The organism is Neobacillus sp. KR4-4, assembly GCF_042136325.1.
Classification (GTDB): Bacteria; Bacillota; Bacilli; order Bacillales; family Cytobacillaceae; genus Neobacillus.
In genome coordinates, this window is record NZ_JBHHJU010000002.1 from 125,671 (window position 1) to 141,781 (window position 16,111).

17 protein-coding genes are annotated in these 16,111 nt (G+C 44.2%); 7 read left to right on the forward strand and 10 right to left on the reverse strand.

Translation table 11 applies throughout. The features are described from left to right. Positions 1-233: 233 nt before the first annotated feature. Positions 234-692: a Dps family protein gene (locus tag ACE198_RS02305; RefSeq protein ID WP_251459494.1), complete on the forward strand. Its 459-nt coding sequence runs from the start codon at positions 234-236 to the stop codon at positions 690-692. 292 nt (positions 693-984) lie between these two features. On the opposite strand, the gene ACE198_RS02310 is transcribed toward ACE198_RS02305, so the two are convergent. From ACE198_RS02310 to ACE198_RS02325, 4 genes are all read right to left on the reverse strand, one after another. Then, positions 985-2,127 (reverse strand): PP2C family protein-serine/threonine phosphatase, encoded by a 1,143-nt coding sequence (locus ACE198_RS02310; protein WP_375374712.1) that lies wholly within the window; start codon positions 2,125-2,127, stop codon positions 985-987. A 95-nt stretch (positions 2,128-2,222) separates the two neighbouring features. Continuing rightward, positions 2,223-3,017: an RNA polymerase sigma factor SigB gene (sigB, locus tag ACE198_RS02315; protein ID WP_375374588.1), complete on the reverse strand. Its 795-nt coding sequence runs from the start codon at positions 3,015-3,017 to the stop codon at positions 2,223-2,225. Then, positions 2,983-3,465 (reverse strand): anti-sigma B factor RsbW, encoded by a 483-nt coding sequence (gene rsbW, locus ACE198_RS02320; protein ID WP_098571500.1) that lies wholly within the window; start codon positions 3,463-3,465, stop codon positions 2,983-2,985. Before rsbW ends, sigB begins: the two co-directional genes overlap by 35 nt. Then, positions 3,465-3,794 carry an anti-sigma factor antagonist gene (locus tag ACE198_RS02325; protein ID WP_375374589.1) on the reverse strand — a complete coding sequence of 110 codons (330 nt, stop codon included), beginning with the start codon at positions 3,792-3,794 and terminating at the stop codon, positions 3,465-3,467. Before ACE198_RS02325 ends, rsbW begins: the two co-directional genes overlap by 1 nt. A 262-nt stretch (positions 3,795-4,056) precedes the next feature. Between ACE198_RS02325 and ACE198_RS02330 the strand changes: the two genes are divergently transcribed. Next, positions 4,057-4,218: a hypothetical protein gene (locus ACE198_RS02330; protein WP_375374590.1), complete on the forward strand. Its 162-nt coding sequence runs from the start codon at positions 4,057-4,059 to the stop codon at positions 4,216-4,218. A gap of 87 nt (positions 4,219-4,305) precedes the next feature. Here ACE198_RS02330 and ACE198_RS02335 read toward each other — a convergent pair whose 3' ends face one another. Then, on the reverse strand, positions 4,306-5,235 hold the full coding sequence (locus ACE198_RS02335) for a magnesium transporter CorA family protein (RefSeq protein ID WP_375374591.1): 930 nt from the start codon (positions 5,233-5,235) through the stop codon (positions 4,306-4,308). A gap of 160 nt (positions 5,236-5,395) precedes the next feature. On the opposite strand from ACE198_RS02335, the gene ACE198_RS02340 reads away from it, so the two are divergent. Together ACE198_RS02340 and ACE198_RS02345 are read left to right on the forward strand one after the other, a co-directional pair. Then, positions 5,396-5,668 carry a hypothetical protein gene (locus tag ACE198_RS02340; RefSeq protein ID WP_375374592.1) on the forward strand — a complete coding sequence of 91 codons (273 nt, stop codon included), beginning with the start codon at positions 5,396-5,398 and terminating at the stop codon, positions 5,666-5,668. Between the two features lie 55 nt (positions 5,669-5,723). Beyond that, on the forward strand, positions 5,724-6,449 hold the full coding sequence (locus tag ACE198_RS02345) for a TrkA C-terminal domain-containing protein (RefSeq protein ID WP_375374593.1): 726 nt from the start codon (positions 5,724-5,726) through the stop codon (positions 6,447-6,449). 205 nt (positions 6,450-6,654) lie between these two features. On the opposite strand, the gene ACE198_RS02350 is transcribed toward ACE198_RS02345, so the two are convergent. Further along, the gene (locus tag ACE198_RS02350) at positions 6,655-7,950 is read right to left on the reverse strand and encodes a hemolysin family protein (RefSeq protein ID WP_375374594.1); all 1,296 of its coding nucleotides are present in this window, start codon (positions 7,948-7,950) and stop codon (positions 6,655-6,657) included. A gap of 69 nt (positions 7,951-8,019) precedes the next feature. Continuing rightward, a complete protein-coding gene (locus ACE198_RS02355; protein WP_375374595.1) occupies positions 8,020-9,525 on the reverse strand; it encodes a mechanosensitive ion channel in 1,506 nt (501 codons plus the stop codon). A 240-nt stretch (positions 9,526-9,765) separates the two neighbouring features. On the opposite strand from ACE198_RS02355, the gene ACE198_RS02360 reads away from it, so the two are divergent. From ACE198_RS02360 to ACE198_RS02370, 3 genes are read left to right on the forward strand one after another with little or no spacing between them, the layout of a single operon-like run. Further along, a complete protein-coding gene (locus tag ACE198_RS02360) occupies positions 9,766-10,056 on the forward strand; it encodes a hypothetical protein (RefSeq protein ID WP_375374596.1) in 291 nt (96 codons plus the stop codon). A 27-nt stretch (positions 10,057-10,083) separates the two neighbouring features. Further along, positions 10,084-10,254, forward strand: a complete 171-nt coding sequence (locus ACE198_RS02365; protein WP_098571507.1) for a CsbD family protein — start codon at positions 10,084-10,086, stop codon at positions 10,252-10,254. 37 nt (positions 10,255-10,291) lie between these two features. Continuing rightward, positions 10,292-10,852: a general stress protein gene (locus tag ACE198_RS02370; RefSeq protein ID WP_375374597.1), complete on the forward strand. Its 561-nt coding sequence runs from the start codon at positions 10,292-10,294 to the stop codon at positions 10,850-10,852. Positions 10,853-11,182: 330 nt separating this feature from the next. Here ACE198_RS02370 and nuoN read toward each other — a convergent pair whose 3' ends face one another. The 3 genes from nuoN to nuoL are packed head-to-tail and all read right to left on the reverse strand — an operon-like array spanning position 11,183 to position 16,080. Further along, positions 11,183-12,697 (reverse strand): NADH-quinone oxidoreductase subunit NuoN, encoded by a 1,515-nt coding sequence (gene nuoN / locus ACE198_RS02375; protein ID WP_375374598.1) that lies wholly within the window; start codon positions 12,695-12,697, stop codon positions 11,183-11,185. 6 nt (positions 12,698-12,703) lie between these two features. Further along, positions 12,704-14,212 carry an NADH-quinone oxidoreductase subunit M gene (locus ACE198_RS02380; protein WP_375374599.1) on the reverse strand — a complete coding sequence of 503 codons (1,509 nt, stop codon included), beginning with the start codon at positions 14,210-14,212 and terminating at the stop codon, positions 12,704-12,706. Then, a complete protein-coding gene (gene nuoL / locus ACE198_RS02385; protein ID WP_251459515.1) occupies positions 14,209-16,080 on the reverse strand; it encodes an NADH-quinone oxidoreductase subunit L in 1,872 nt (623 codons plus the stop codon). The genes ACE198_RS02380 and nuoL overlap by 4 nt, the downstream gene beginning before the upstream one ends. Between the last annotated feature and the right edge of the window lie 31 nt (positions 16,081-16,111).

The window sequence follows — 16,111 nt, forward strand, 5'->3', positions numbered from 1 at the left end:
AAAGCCTTTTATTGTAATCCCCTCCTGGCAAAAGTGGTCTATTAAAATATCCTTATTCTACCATAGCACTATATTTATTTGAGATTGAAAATTTCTACCTAAATACTTTTTATTACCCGAATCTATTATTCTTGAAACCTCTTTGGAAAAAAATTTTTTTCAAGGTTTCAACCGATAAAGTCCAGGGTAATGAATAAATATCAACACTATTCCAACAAACGGAGGTAATAAACATGGCAAAAGTAAAAGAGAAGAACAACTTAGTAACAGAGACTCTTAACACACAGGTCGCTAATTTTTCCGTGCTTTATATGAAACTGCACCACTACCACTGGTATGTTAAAGGAGAGAATTTCTTCACGCTGCACCCAAAATTTGAAGAATTGTATAAGGAAGCGGCGCTGCATCTTGATACCATCGCGGAACGAATGTTGTCGCTTGGAGCATTGCCAACGGCAACATTGAAGGAGCAATTACAAATCTCTTCCATCAAGGAAGGCGAGGGCGACGAAAATGCGGAGGGAATGATCAAGACACTCGCTGAGGATTTTAACACCGTCTGCACCGAACTGACGGAAGGAATCAGCCTAGCCGAGGACAACGAAGACCAACCGACAGCAGATCTGTTCATCGCCGTTCGCACATCCTTGGAAAAGCATAGATGGATGCTCGAAGCATATTTGGCGGAGTAGAATTTGACGGGGGGACGGGGAATTGTTCCCGTCCTCTTTTAAAAAGCGGGTTGGATGGGCAGCACAATTAATGGCTAATAGTTCCCTTCTCCTTCTATAAGGGAGGCGGATGGGCACGATTAGCACCTATTTGTTCCCATCTCCTCCTAAAAAACAGGCTCGCGGGCACGATTAGAACGCCCCCTTCACAACCAGCACGCTGCCTTTTCCTCAGCAACCATTTTTCCAGCAAAACCCGACCCACCAATTAGTAAACAGGGTGCCAGCTCTTCCGCTGACACCCTTTTATTTGTTAGCCATTCGTCGAAATCATCACCAAGCAAAGGTCGTCCTTCGGGGCATTGTGCGGCTCCAGACTTGGCTGCAGCTGGTGAAGAAATGCATCAGGAGTGTCGATGTCTTTCGCTTGTAAGGTGCTGATGAGTTTCGCGATCGCATCCTTATAATCCTCCTCCAGCCATTCCGACAGGCCATCGGTAAAGAGCAGCGTCCGCGCACCACGCTTGTAAGGAATGACGCCTTTGGTTACATCGATTTCTTCAAAAAAACCAAGAGCACAGCACCCGTCCGTTAATAGTTTCACCTCATCATCCACGATGGCGATTCCCGCTGGATGACCGGCATTGACGTACTCGATCGTTTGCGTTTCAGTGTCGAGCACTAGGTAAATCGCGGTGAAATAATAGTTAATCAAATGATCAGGCATCTTCAGCTGATACATGCGCCGATTCAGTTCTCTCATGACCCGCTCTGGATCACACATCCCCGTAATCGTATCCTTCAATGCCGAATATATGTACATACATACGAGTGAGGATGAAATTCCATGCCCCATCATATCAAGCAAAATCACGCCATACCGATGTTCGCTGATTGGATACCAGGCATACAAGTCTCCAGCCAGCTCAAAGGAAGGCTTATAGATAGCCGAAATCGTTACATCCTCTTCTTCGATCGGATCACTTAGAATGCTTCCTTGCACCTGCTTCGCCAGGTCCAACTCATATTGGAGCCGTTTATCCCGTTCCTTCCGTAAGTCCTTCTCTTGCTTTAATCGAAGGACGGAACGCATCCGCGCCAGCAGCTCCACTTTATTAATGGGTTTCAGGACATAATCAAGGGCACCTGCATCCATCGCCTCGGCCATTTTGTTGGAATCTCCCATAGCTGTAACGAAGATGATCGGCAGGTCCGCATACCGCTCATCCGCAAGAACCTTTCTGCATGCTTCCATTCCGTCTATTTCCGGCATCATCAAGTCCATTAGAATTAAATCGAACGGAACCTCCTCGGCATCTTCCGCATCCAGCTGCAAACATTGATATAACTCCTTGGCAGATGTCAGCAGAACCAACCGATTATAACCAGCCTTCCGCAGAATTTTCTCGATAATCATCAGATTAGTTTGATTATCGTCAACCACCGCAATTTTCATGGCCATAGCGATTCCCCCTTTCCCAAGCGTCAGTTCATTTACCTGGTGCCTGACACCAGGTATCTACTTTGCGGTGTCAGGCACCAGGTATCCTATCAAGCATCGTTGACTCCTTGATAGGCGTCACACAAGAGTGCCTTTCGTAACTTCTCGATCGCCTTTTTTTGTAGACGGGACACGTGCATCTGCGAAATCCCCAAAAGCTCTCCGGTTTCCCTCTGACTTTTATTCGCGACAAACGTGAATTGGATAATTTCCTTTTCTCGCTCTGAAAGAACATGCATCGCACTCTCGAGCAGGAGCTTTTGGTCGACCTTTTCGAAGCCCTCATCGTCGGATCCGATAATGTCCAGGGTCGTCGACGTGCTTCCATCTGAACCCGTTTCAATCGTTTGATCGACAGACGCTGTTTGATAACTTTTCCCCATCTCCATCGCTTCCAATACTTCCTCTTCGGAGATCTCTAAATAATCCGCGATTTCCTCGACCTTCGGTGAACGCTGATATTGATTGGTCAGCTCGTCCGCTACCGTTTTAATCTTTGGCCATAAATCTTTGATCCGTCTCGGCACATGGACACTCCAGGTTTTATCCCTGAGAAACCGCTTAATTTCGCCAATAACGGTTGGAATTAAATACGACTCGAAAGGTTTGCCCATGTCTGGGTCAAATCTTCTGATTGCTGCCAATAACCCAATCATCCCTACTTGCACAAGGTCCTCATGGAACGATTTCCCCTTTGAATATTTTCGTGCAAGACTCCCGATCAGGGCCGAGTAATGTTCGACTAAAATGGTTTGCGAAAGCGGGCATTCGTTCTGCTGAAACTCGACGATCAGGGCATCAATTTCATCTCTAGTTCGTTTCTTGGGTTGAGATGGTTGTGTCATGATTTTCACGCTCCCCACTTAGATACTTCACCATGAAGACCGTTACCCCGGAATGATTCGCCACACTCACTTCATCCATAAGCGTTTCGATTAAATATAGCCCTAACCCTCCCTCTGCCAGCTGCTCCACTGTACTTGCTTCCGTGTAGGGGCCTAATTCATTTTTCTTCTGGGTAAAATTAAAGCTCTTTCCACTATCAGATACCATCGTTTCTAACTTGTCCTCATAAATGCCAAACCCGATAATCACCTCTCCGCCTTCGTCCTTGGGATAGGCGTGATGGACAGCATTCGTACAAGCTTCACTTACCGCAATCTTAAGATCTTCAATTTCCTCATATGTAAAACCCATCCGGCTGGCAATTCCCGATAATGTCAATCGAATCACGCCCACATACTCCGGCTTGGCAGGAATTTTCATCTCGATATAATCCATCACTTGGCTCATCATCTTCCCTCCTCAGTCGTAGCAGAAATGTTCATGACCTTACTTAGGCCAGTAATTTCAAACAGCCGCTTTAGTCGATCCGATAATTGAATCAGCTTTAATTCGCCGCCCTTTTCCTTTAGCTGTTTGAATAAACCTACAAACACCCCCAGACCGGTACTATCTAAATAGGACACATCCTGTAGATTAACGGTAATCGACTTATTTCCCTCTTCTGCCAGCGCCAATAATTCCTCTCTAAGTTTTGGTGCCGTGTACGCATCAATTTCTCCCGCCACAAGCACTACGATTTCCTCATCACGTTGTTGTTTATCTATGGTTATATTCATTCTCATCATCACCCCTGAAAGATTTATAGTGTATATACCCCTATTTTCAAAGTCTAAACCTTTCTTTATAAAAAATTCTATTAAACTAGGCTGTTTGTGGTGGTGTCAGGCACCATGTGAAGAATTCACATGGTGCCTGACACCAGTTCTAGTCCCAATATTATACCAAAATATTCAAATTAGACGAATCGACCTATCTACCTGTTAGGTTTCATTTTTTAAATAACGGGGTATGACAGGATTACAAAGGAGAGGTGTTCACATGGAGACTAAAAAAAGAGATTTAAAGGAGAAAGTTGAGAAATCCAACAATAGTTCGATGGCACAGAACCTAGAGGAAATAAAGAAGCTCGGCAAGGAAATGGAGGAGGAGAAAACCGGTACGGAGCTGAAGAAGGAAGAAAAGCAAACTCCCGATCCGTAGCAATAGCAGCCGATAAGACGTAACGGCCCTTTCACAGGGTCGTTATTTTTATGAAAAAAACCGGCTGCCCTTGGACAAGCCGAATCATTACTTAAAATAGGAATCTTTCTTTTTTCCTTTTAACAGATCGCCTGTCCAGCCTTTAAACTTTAAATAGCCATAGAGCAGGAGTGTCGAGATCACGATAAAAATGGCCGAAAGAAGATAGCCGTACCGCCATTCGAGTTCAGGCATCTGCTTGAAATTCATTCCCCATAAAGCCCCAAATGCCATAATCGGGGTAAACAGGATCGTGATCACCGTTAAGGTTTTCATAATTTCATTGCCGCGATGGGAAGAAATGACCTCTTCTAAATTAATAATCGAATCCAGTTCATGCTCGTACTCATTGAGCAGGCCGGTCATTCGTTCAATCCGTTTAACAAGAAACGTAAAAATCTCCTCTCTGCTGACTTCATTCAGTTTCACTTCCTCAATCCCTATTTTTAACTCGTTAATCGGAATCAATAGACTCTTCCAAACCAGCAGCTCATGCCTGCGCATATAAATTTCTTCAAGAATGCTCGTTCCATTCCGCTTTCGGATACTCCAGATCAGTGTTTTCAGCGCTTCTTCAAATTGATCGATTTCAACTAACATTTCATGCATCAGTTCGCCTAGAAGCATAAAAAATCCATCCACCGCGTTTTCAGCTTTCTTTATTTGCTTAAAAAGCGGCTCAGGACGGATATGTTTTAAGTTGGAAAAATTAAGATCGACCGTAATCAGCTGCTCCTCTGTTACATAATAATGGAAAATTTTGTAGTCCCCTTCCTCTTCAAAATTTTGCTTATAAATAAGCGAACCCGTCACCACTTTTTCCCCTGAATCAAGAAGCTTTATCCTTAAGGAATTGGTTTTATTTTTGCGCACTTTATTCAGCCATTCGTTACATCTAGAACGATTTTGTTCGAAAATTGGTTGGATACGCTCATCCTCATCTTTCTTAACTTGATACCATTTCCAATCGATAGCCATCGGATCTCCTTTCACAAAAGGTTTTCTACCTATATCCCCCAATCCGGAACTAATGAAACTTCGGAAATATGGTTTGAGAGAAACGGAAGCGGGTATTACAACTAGAAATAGAACTTTTTTAAAAGTGCTATTTTAAGAGAATCTAATAGGAGGTTTTAATATGAAACGTATGGTACCTGTTACATCGATTATTGTCGCCGCTGGAATGGGAGCTTCGGCTGCGATGTGGCTATCATCTAAACCGAATCGATTAAAAGCGGAAAGTGTACTGAGAGACTGGAAACGAAAGATTAAACCTACCCCTTTCCATAAAAGTGAAGAATTGCCGATAGAAAAAGGAGGGCATCCACACCCGCGTGATCTAGAGGATAATAACATGGTCAGTGAAGGGGCCATGTATTCCGTTCAATTTTATAATGAGAAGATGCAGTAATAAAGCAGTTGGGGCAGGTGACTACCCCAACTAATTTTTTGAGGTGGCTGGTTGGATGAATTTACTTTTTTTACTCGTCTATTTCATCATCATTACAGCGGTTATCGAAATTTACGTTGTTTTATTTCGATTAACGGGGCTCAATTTAAAGGTGTCAAGGTTTCAGGTCATTTCGTTGATGACCGGCACGGGCTTTACAACGGAGGAATCGGAACTTATTTTAGGCCACCCGATTCGCCGGAAACTCGCTACATTCCTGATCCTATTTGGGGCCTTCTCCCTTGCCGTCATTATTTCAACAATCAGTAATTTCCTTTCCGACGATCTGCGGATGATTCATATTTTTTACATTGCAGGCGGCGTCATGCTTGTTTTTGGCGTATTAAAACTCGCCTGCATTCAAAACCTGTTATCAAAATTATTTCATAGAGAGATGAAGCAGCAGATGGAACTCGGCGATTTGCCGATTCGGGACGTGTTTTTAACGGAAAAGAACGATTTTCTGCTCAATCTGCATATCTATACCGACTCTTTGCTTGTCTATAAAACAATTAACCAGCTGTTTAATGACCAAGAGCGGCCAGAGTTTATCGTGCTTTTTATTAAAAGAGGTCAATCGAAAATACGGTGCAATATCTACAACGAAAAAATACAGGAAGGGGATCAGCTGCTATTATATGGAGATAAAGAGGTTATAACCAAGCTCTTCCAGCATGATATTCTGATCATGAAGAAAAAGCTGAAGAATCAGCATCCGACAGCGGCTGTTACTGGCGGATGATGGTCAGTTACTGGCGGATAGCGGTCGATTACTGGCTCATGGCCGCCGTTTACTGGCGGACCGGCCAGTTTCTGGCGCATAACCACCGTTTACTGGCGCATAGCCGCCACTTTCTGGCGGATAGCACAAATTTACTGGCGCATAACCACTTTTTACTGGCGAAGTAGCCACGAAAAAAAGCCTCGACCTACGAGGCTTTTTTCGTCTATATCTTCTTCACTTCCACATTCAAAATATGATATCCCTTACTGGCAATGGCCTGGAACACGTACCCTTCTGATTCCACTTTACTGCCGATTGGCGCATCAGAGTTTTGCGTCAGGTACCAGCCGCCGATGGTATCAATACCCGGGTCGGCTAGGTTGACCCCTAGTAAATCGTTCACGTCCTCAAGTAATAATTTCCCATCGACAACATAATGGTTCTCCTCGATCTTTTGAATCTCGGCCACTTCATCGACATCGAACTCATCACGCACTTCGCCAACGATTTCCTCAATAATGTCCTCCACCGTAACCAAACCCGAGGTCCCGCCGTATTCATCCATAAGAATGGCCATATGTGTCCGTTCAATTTGCATTTTCACCAGTAAGTCATGTATGGGGGTAGTTTCCATCACATGAATCACGGGACTGATAAAGGAACTTACCTGCAACTCATCCAGATTATCTGTATGCAACATAAACGACGTTAACAGCGATTTCACGTTAATAATGCCGATGATGTGATCCTTATCCCCATCCATGACTGGATAACGGGTAAAATTCTCATCCCTCACCCTTTTTAAGACTTCATTCACCGTCGCATCCATTGGTATGCTGCTTATCTCGGGCCGCGGCACCATAATTTCCTTTGCCACTCTCTCATCAAATTCAAAAATATTGTTCACATAGCGTAATTCATTCTGATTGATCTCACCACTTTTATAGCTTTCTGACAAGAGAATTCGCAGCTCTTCTTCCGAATGAGCTCCTTCGTGTTCCGATGAATGCTTTATGCCAAACATCCCCGTTAGCAGCCGGGCCGAACCAATTAAGAGCCAAATAAACGGAAACATGATTTTGTTAAACCAGATAATTGGTACAGCGAAGAAAAGCGTAATTGCCTCTGCTTTTTGAATCGCTACCGTTTTCGGTGCCAATTCCCCTGCTACTACATGGAAAAAGGTAACCAACGCAAAAGCCAAGCTAACCGATAAAATATGTGCCACGGATTGATTGAGGTCTAGTGCCGTTAGGAATGGGTGCAATAGTTTTTCTACGGTCGGTTCTCCCAACCAACCCAGGCCCAGTGCGGTCACGGTTATCCCTAGTTGACAGGCAGATAAATATTCATCCAGATGGGTGACCACCCTTTTAGCCGAAATAGCCCCCTTCTTCCCTTCCGCCATTAACTGATCTATTCTCGATGGACGGACCTTTACCATCGCAAATTCGACCGCAACGAAAAATCCGGTTAGTGCGATTAATACCGCAATTAAAAGTAAATGGATGGCCGTCAAGTGAAGCTTCACTCCCTCTCTTTTTTTAAAAAATAACAATCCGAAAAGTTTCGGATTGTTATCCATCGTTTATTCGATTATTTTCTTGTCTAACTTATTATCTAACTTATCAAGATATTTGCTGGCGAATTCCTTTCCTCCGAGACCAAATGCCAGTCCAAATGCTAAGGCTGCTCCCCCTAAGACGAGAATAAAGGCAGCATTAACAATCGAATGGGCAACTCCAAGCTGGTCTAATGCCATAAAGACGGTGATTGCGAAGACCGCATATTTCCCTACAGCGGCTAGTGTTCGGGAGTAGCTGTTCTTTAACACATTTTGTAAAATACGCTCGACTAAGTGACCTACATACAAACCAATTCCTAAGATCACAAGTGCAGCCAGTAACATCGGTAAATAGGCAATCACGCCAGTTGCTAGAGTGACTAAGAACTCTAGGTGAACAATTTGTAATGCTTCCACTGTAAATAATAGGACAATTACAATTTTTGCAATCATACCCACGATTTGCGAAAGATTATACTTGGATTGCTCTGGATTTAACGACCCAATCCCCATATGGTGAAAGATATTGTTAAATCGTAAACGCCACAGCATTTGCGACACCATTTTTTCAACCCATCTACCAATCCATACGCCCGCTAAAATTAAGATGACCGCGACGGCGATGTTTGGAATGAGCGCGAGCACATGATGAAGCATCGAAATGGCTGGATCAGAAATTCCTTTTAGATCAAGCTTTTCTAGCGCTGTAATAATCGTAGGAATTAAGATTAAGATAAACGCAATGTTCCCAATCATACTCGAAAGACTGGTTCTCTCTCCTGCCGTGTTTAGACCGAAACGTTGGCCAAGCCGCTCCGTACCGACGCTGCTTAAAAAGTTTGTTAAAATATCGCGGACCATTTTTGCAATCAGCCAGCCGACAAACACAATCAGGGCCGCAGCAAATAACTTAGGGATAAAGGCTAGCAAGGTTGATAGGGTGTTAGCGAAAGGTTCTGATACGCCTTCCATTTGCAGTGCATCCAATACCCCCGGTAAAAATAGTAAGAACACAAAGTAGAAAAGCACTTTGCCGATACTGTTAACCTTACGTACGGCCTCCGCTTCATTAGTTGCCATCTTCCATTTTACTAAGAGACGCTCTCCATGAATCATCGCTGTCCCTTTTTTAAACAAGAGGCGCAGCAGCGAGGCAACTCCCCATGCAAGCAATAAAATCAGAGCCGCTTTTAGAACATTAGGAACCGCGGCCGTAATCGCCGATAACATTTCCACAAGCGGTGTGGCAATAAAGCTTAAGTTCAGCATATTGAAAAAGATAATCCAAACAAACACGAGTAAAATATAATACACGATTTTTCCGATTATCACTTCAGATGAGTATTTCCTCTTTCCTAGGTTGGAAAACAGCCGGTCATCAAAGCTTGTTTTCTTTAAAAGGGACTCTACACCTTTTCCAATAAATTTAGCGATGAGCCAGCCAACCAATAATACCAATAGAGCAAACAGCAAGGTTGGCAGCTGTTGAAAATATGAGTACCAGCCAGTCATCATGTGATCCATCTCCATCCTATCAAACTCCTTTTCGTGATTTTTCAGTTTTTCTATAGGATATATAACCTGTATTTTTGAATCGAAACCTAGTTTTTAAAAATAATATTTTTTCAAAAAAAGCATTTAATAGTAGGAACACAACGGAAGGCCCTCTTAGGAAAAAATGAGGTTTCAAGTCCTTATCAGCGGGAATATAACCAATATGCAAGGCAGACTTGCACTTCTAAACAGTTCAATTAGAAGGAGGAGCTACCAATGCAAATGAATTGGAAGAAACGATTACTAGTTGGCGGATTGGCTGTATCGCTGACATTCGGCGGGTTAGCTGGATGTGGAGATGGGGTCGACCAGGATAACGGGATCAGTGATGGACAACAAAAAGATGCAGTAGACACTGATACGAAAAAGGAAGCCAACGCAACAATGGACGATGCAAAGCAGAATATTGAAGAAGCAGTGAATAATGTGGAGGAAAAATTAAAAGAGGACGGTGTTGGTGATGGAGTAGATCAAGATAATGGCGTTAGCGATGGCGAAAAGAATTAGATAACTAATATTAGGAGGCTAAATAATATGAATAAAGATAAATTTTCAGGCAGTATTGACCAAGTTAAAGGTGAAGCGAAAGAGCAATGGGGCCGCTTAACAGATGATGATTCAAAGGTGGTAGAAGGCAAAGTCGATAAAGCCAAAGGTAAAGTAAAAGAAGGCGTAGGCGAAGTGAAAGATAAACTATCAAAATAGCATTTATCCAACCTATTAAATTAGAGGAGGAGAAAAAATGGACAAGCACGGGAAGAATATTGTAGGTGTGTATCAATCAGAACAAGAGGCGATTGCCGCCATAGAGGACCTGATAAAATGGGGATACGATAAGTCGGAAATCAGTGTAATTGGTAAGGACCACAATCACTTAGATACAATCACCGAAGAAACGGGTACTGTAGTTGAAGACACAGCTGCCACTGGCGCGCTAACAGGTGGTGCAATTGGTGGTGCAACCGGATTATTAGCCGGACTTGGCGCTCTAGCCATCCCAGGTATTGGCCCAATTGTCGCCGCAGGTCCTATCGCATCAAGCATCTTGGGAGCCATAACAGGAGCTGGTGTAGGCGGACTAGCAGGCGCACTGATCGGCCTTGGAATTCCAGACGATGACGCCAAATATTATCAAGAGTCGGTTGAAGAAGGAAAAATTCTCGTCCTGGTTAATAAACGAGATCACTCTGATAAGGATATGGTGCAAGAGGCTCCAATAGATGTGGAACCGACACCTGATAAAGAAGAATCACGATATGACACCATTCGAGATCGAAATCCAGCCTTGAATACCAAGTTCTAATACACAAGCTGCAGCAACGATTATGTTGTTTGCAGCTTTTTGGCATTATTGGGTACTGCAATCTAGGGATTTCCAATTCATATCCAGCAAATGTCGTAAGTTTCGCAAAATGTGTCATAAGTGTCCAGAAATATGTTATTAGTTCTCAATATGATGTAGTAAGTCTCCCAAAATATGTGATAAGTTCTCAAAATGATATAATAAACACCTTTTAAAAGCCAATAAAAAAAGAAGAGGCTCCCCCAGCCTCTCCTTTTTCATGTATGAATACCCCTTTAATTTAACAGGATGCTTCCCCCAAAGCATCCTGCTTTTCCGACCGCACCTAACCTAACTGAAAAAGTCCGAAAGGTTATTCAAGTTATTTTGCATAAAGTCTAGCGCAAAATTCGGCATTACACCAAAAAGTATGGAACCGACAACTGCAACCACCAACACGATTAAAATCCCCGCTGGAATCTTAAACTTGCTGTCGTCACTCGCCGGACGGAAAAACATTTGTGTCATCACACCAAAGTAATAGAAGTACGATACCACCGTCGTCGCAATCATCACTGACGCGAGCACATAATGTGGTGTCTGACCAGCAAATGCGCCGATAAAAATGTTTAATTTTCCAATGAAACCGGCTGTGCCCGGGAAACCTGCCAGCGATACAAGCAAGATCCCCATAACGACCGCAAGCACAGGTGAACGGCGATACAAGCCAGCAAAATCAGCAATCTTCGCTGAACCTGATTTTTCGGTAACGACCTGGATGATGGCAAACGCACCCATGTTCATGAGTAAGTAAGCGAGCAGATAAAACCAAATCGAGTAAAAGATGTTCGAGTTCAGTGTAGTTAGTGCCACGAGAATGTAACCGGCATGTGCGATACTAGAATACGCAAACATCCGTTTAATGTTCGACTGCTTCAATGCCACGACGTTCCCGATAATCATCGTTACTCCAGCGATCAAGGCCAAGTAATCCTGCATTTGCAGTAAAATTGGCTTTTGTGGATCATCGACCGAAGCAGCGGCGAGAAAGACGGTTAATAAAATCCGAAGTACAATCACAAAACCAGCTGTTTTTGAAACAACACTTAGAAATGCCGTCACCGGTGTTGGCGCACCTTGGTAGACGTCGGGTGCCCACATATGGAATGGAGCTGCTCCCAATTTAAACGCTAACCCCACAGTTACCATTAAAAATGCCAATGTTAACAGGTACGCCTGTTGACCGTCTGCCACTTGAGTTAGGCTAGTGGCAATCTTCACTAAGTTGGTTGAGCCGGTTAAACCATAGATATAGCTCATCCCAAACAACGTGATCGCTGTGGAAATTCCGCCATTGATGACGTATTTCATCGCAGATTCGTTCGACTCTAAATGATACTTGCGTATCCCCGCTAAAATATAAGAAGAAACAGTTAACAATTCCAAGCCGATGAACAGCGTAATTAAATCGCCGCTCGATGTCATAATCATGCCGCCGAGCAAGGCAGATAAGAACAAATAATAAAACTCGCCGCGATATTCCTCTAAACCATCCTTGGCTGGGTAGCTGACGGCCAAAAGCATAACCAGACCTGCCCCTACTAGCAGTAATAATTTAAAGCCCATCGCAAAACTATCTAAGCGGAATGAATCGTCCAAAATCGACCTCACAGGTCCGCCCACTAAACTAAGCACGGACACGGTTGCAGCGATAATGGCAACAATTCCGATCCAGCCGAGAACTCTTCGGTCTTGATTTTTCGGCATAAATAAATCTAAAAGTGTAAGAAGTGCGGATACACCAAGGATGATGAACTCTGGTGTCATGGCACTCCAATGAAATTGCTGCAAGGTATCAAGACTCATCCTTCATCACCCTCCTATCCCCAGCATGATGGTCTCAAGTGTAGTTTTTAATGGCGCGCTTAGGACACTTGGGTAAACACCAATTACTACGATTAACAGCATGAGTACCAGCACAGGCACGAATTCGACGCCCTTTACATCCAGGATGCCTGTAAATTCACGATGTGCCTTGCCGTACGTGATTCCTAAAACCGCGCGAAGCAAGTAAGCCGCCGTCATAATAATGCCGAGCGTACCTACCGCTGCAATTACCGGCATCTCTTTGAATAGTCCGAGGAAAGCCATAAACTCACTGACAAATCCAGACATCCCTGGCAAGCCAAGCGACGCCATCCCGCCAGCCAACAAGAAGCCAGCTGCAATCGGCATGCCCTTCGCCATTCCGCCGAGGTTCTCGATGAGTGACGTATCGGTGCGTTCGTAAAGGATACCGACCAAGAAGAACAACAGCGCGGAAATCAATCCGTGCGAAATCACTTGGAAAATCGCCCCTTGAATCCCAGCCTCATTCATGGCAGCCAGTCCGATTAACACAATTCCCATATGGGAAATCGAAGAATACGCTAAAACCATTTTAAAATCTGTTTGAATGAACGCTAGATACGCCCCGTAGAGGAGGTTAATCACTCCAAGGACAGCTATCAGCGTCGCAAGAGTCCCAAATTGCTCAGGAAAAATGCCCATTCCAAAACGAATTAATCCGTACGCACCTATTTTCAGAAGTATCCCTGAGTGAATCATAACCACGGATGGCGGTGCTTGAACGTGGACTTTTAACATCCAGCTGTGTAATGGGAATATCGGCAATTTGACACCAAACGCTAGCAAGAAGCCAATGAATAAGCCCATTTTCAGATCGCTAGAAAGCGGTGCTTTTGGATTCGCCATTAATTCGGTTAAATAGTTAATATTGGTTGATCCTGTTTTTGCAAAAAGAATCATAATCACAATTAATAGAATCGCAGAACCTAGTCCATTATAAATTAAGAAACTGTAGGCTGCTTTTTCTTTTTCAAAATAACCCCATTTTCCGATTAAGAAGAAGGTCGGAATGAGCGTGATTTCAAAGAAGATGAAGAACAGAATTAAGTTTTCGGCCGTAAACACGCCAAGCATTCCTATCTCTAGGAGCAGGAACAGCATGAAATAGCCCTTCCACTCTTTTTTCACAAACTTTGCTGCAGCAATCGCCGATAGCGTCGCAACTACCGCTGTCAGGACAACGAGCAGAAGCTGAAAACCGCTTAAGCCAAGTTCATAGTAAACGGAAAAATATGGTTCAGGTGCATTGATCCCATGGAATTGGATCCATTTGGCTGTAATCGTAAAGTCGGCTAGATCCTTACCAAATTGAAAATGAAGGTAAGCAGCCAGGGCCAGCAGCAAGGCCGGCAAGGTCGCCAGAAAGCCGACCGCTTTGATTGGTTTTTCTGCCGTTTTCGGCATAAACGCTAAAAGCACGATACCTAGTAAAGGGGAGAATACTAGGAGTGAAAGAACAGATGTTAAATTCATCGTAAGTACCCCCCTGTTAATGCAAAGATGACGACGAGAACCGCGAGTCCGACAAAGGCCACCGCACCGTACGTTTGAACCTGTCCGGATTGCAGTTTCGACCCTGCGGCGCCAAGTCCTTGAACAATTCCGACCACGCCTTTGACGAGTCCTTCAACAAGGAACACATCAATGAAACGTAAGAAGTAGCTGACACCTTTTGTGAAGGCCACCACTGTCAGTTGATAAAACTCGTCAACGTAATACTTGTTTAATAAAATCGTATGCAGCGTATCGCCCGATCCGCTTAACCAGTCGCGGGCGATGGAACGCTTGTTATACATCAAGTAGGCAAGGAAAATTCCTGCTAAGGAAACGACCGTTGCTGCAATCATAATCCAAGCTGGCCCTTCCACGTGGCCTTGGTGTGCCAACGCTTCGTTGCCATCAACGAGCCAATCGCCAAGGAATGTTCCAAACCACGGTGTATTGACATAACCAGCGATAATGGCTAGAACGCCCAGAACGACCATTGGTAAGGTCATATTGGATGGCGATTCATGGACATGCTGTTGGTTGCCGCGTGCTTTACCCGTAAAGACTAGGAAGAACAAGCGGAACATATAGAATGCTGTCATGAAGGCCGCCGCAAGGGCTAAGAAAAAGAGAACAGGATGTCCGCCTTCCCAGGCCGCTACTAAAATTTCATCTTTTGAGAAGAATCCGGAAAGCCCTGGGACACCGCTGATTGCCAGTGTTCCAATTAGGAATAGCGGTCCAGTAAGCTTGAGCTTTTTCCAAAGTCCGCCCATTTCTTCGATGTTTTGAGTATGTACCGCGTGAATGACAGAGCCGGCTGCCAAGAACAGAAGCGCCTTGAAGAAGGCATGTGTCATCAAGTGGAATACCCCTGCCACATAGCCCGCAGACCCTAAGGCCAGCATCATGTAGCCAAGCTGTGAAACCGTTGAATACGCGAGTACCCGTTTGATATCGGTTTGCACAAGACCAATGCTTGCGGCGAAAATTGCCGTAAATGCACCAATCACAGCGATCGTAAGGAGCGCCGTATGGCTCGCCTCAAACAATGGAAATAGTGCCGCAACCAAATAAACCCCAGCCGCAACCATCGTCGCCGCGTGGATTAACGCCGACACTGGCGTTGGACCTTCCATCGCATCCGGAAGCCACGTGTGGAGCGGGAACTGACCTGACTTACCAACCGCCCCGATGAAAATCAGGATCGCGGTTAAGGTAATCATGGTGCCTGACACCGCACCGGCATCAACCGCCGCGAAAATTTCACTATATTCAAAGCTTTTGGTTTCCCAGAATAGCAGAATCATGCCGATAAATAAGCCTACATCCCCGATCCGGGTCATGATGAATGCCTTTTTAGCCGCAGCTTTGGCTTCGTCTTTGTAAAAATAAAAACCGATTAATAGGAAGGAACCGACACCGACAAGTTCCCAGAAAATATAAGTTTGCAGCAGGTTAGGCGATATAACTAGGCCAAGCATCGCAAACGTAAATAATCCTAAGTAGGCATAGAATACCGGAAACCGCTCGTCTCCTTGCATATAACCTTTGGAGTAGGTATGTACTAAGAAACTTACGAGCGATACGATAAACAGCATTAATGCATTTAATTGATTCACTTCAAAGCCCGCTGTTAGATGCATATCTCCTATCGTGAGCCAGTCGAATTTCGTGACATAGGTCGGCTCTTTGAAGCGCTCGAATAAAACCAAAATCGAGTAGACAAGTGATGCCAGCGTGAGAAGAATCCCCACATAGGCACTTGCTTCCTTCAGTCGCTTCCCGAAAAGAAGAAGGATCAAAAACGATAATAGCGGGAAAAGCGGTATGAGCCATGCATTCTCCATCATTATCACTATCCCCTTTCGAATGATACAAACA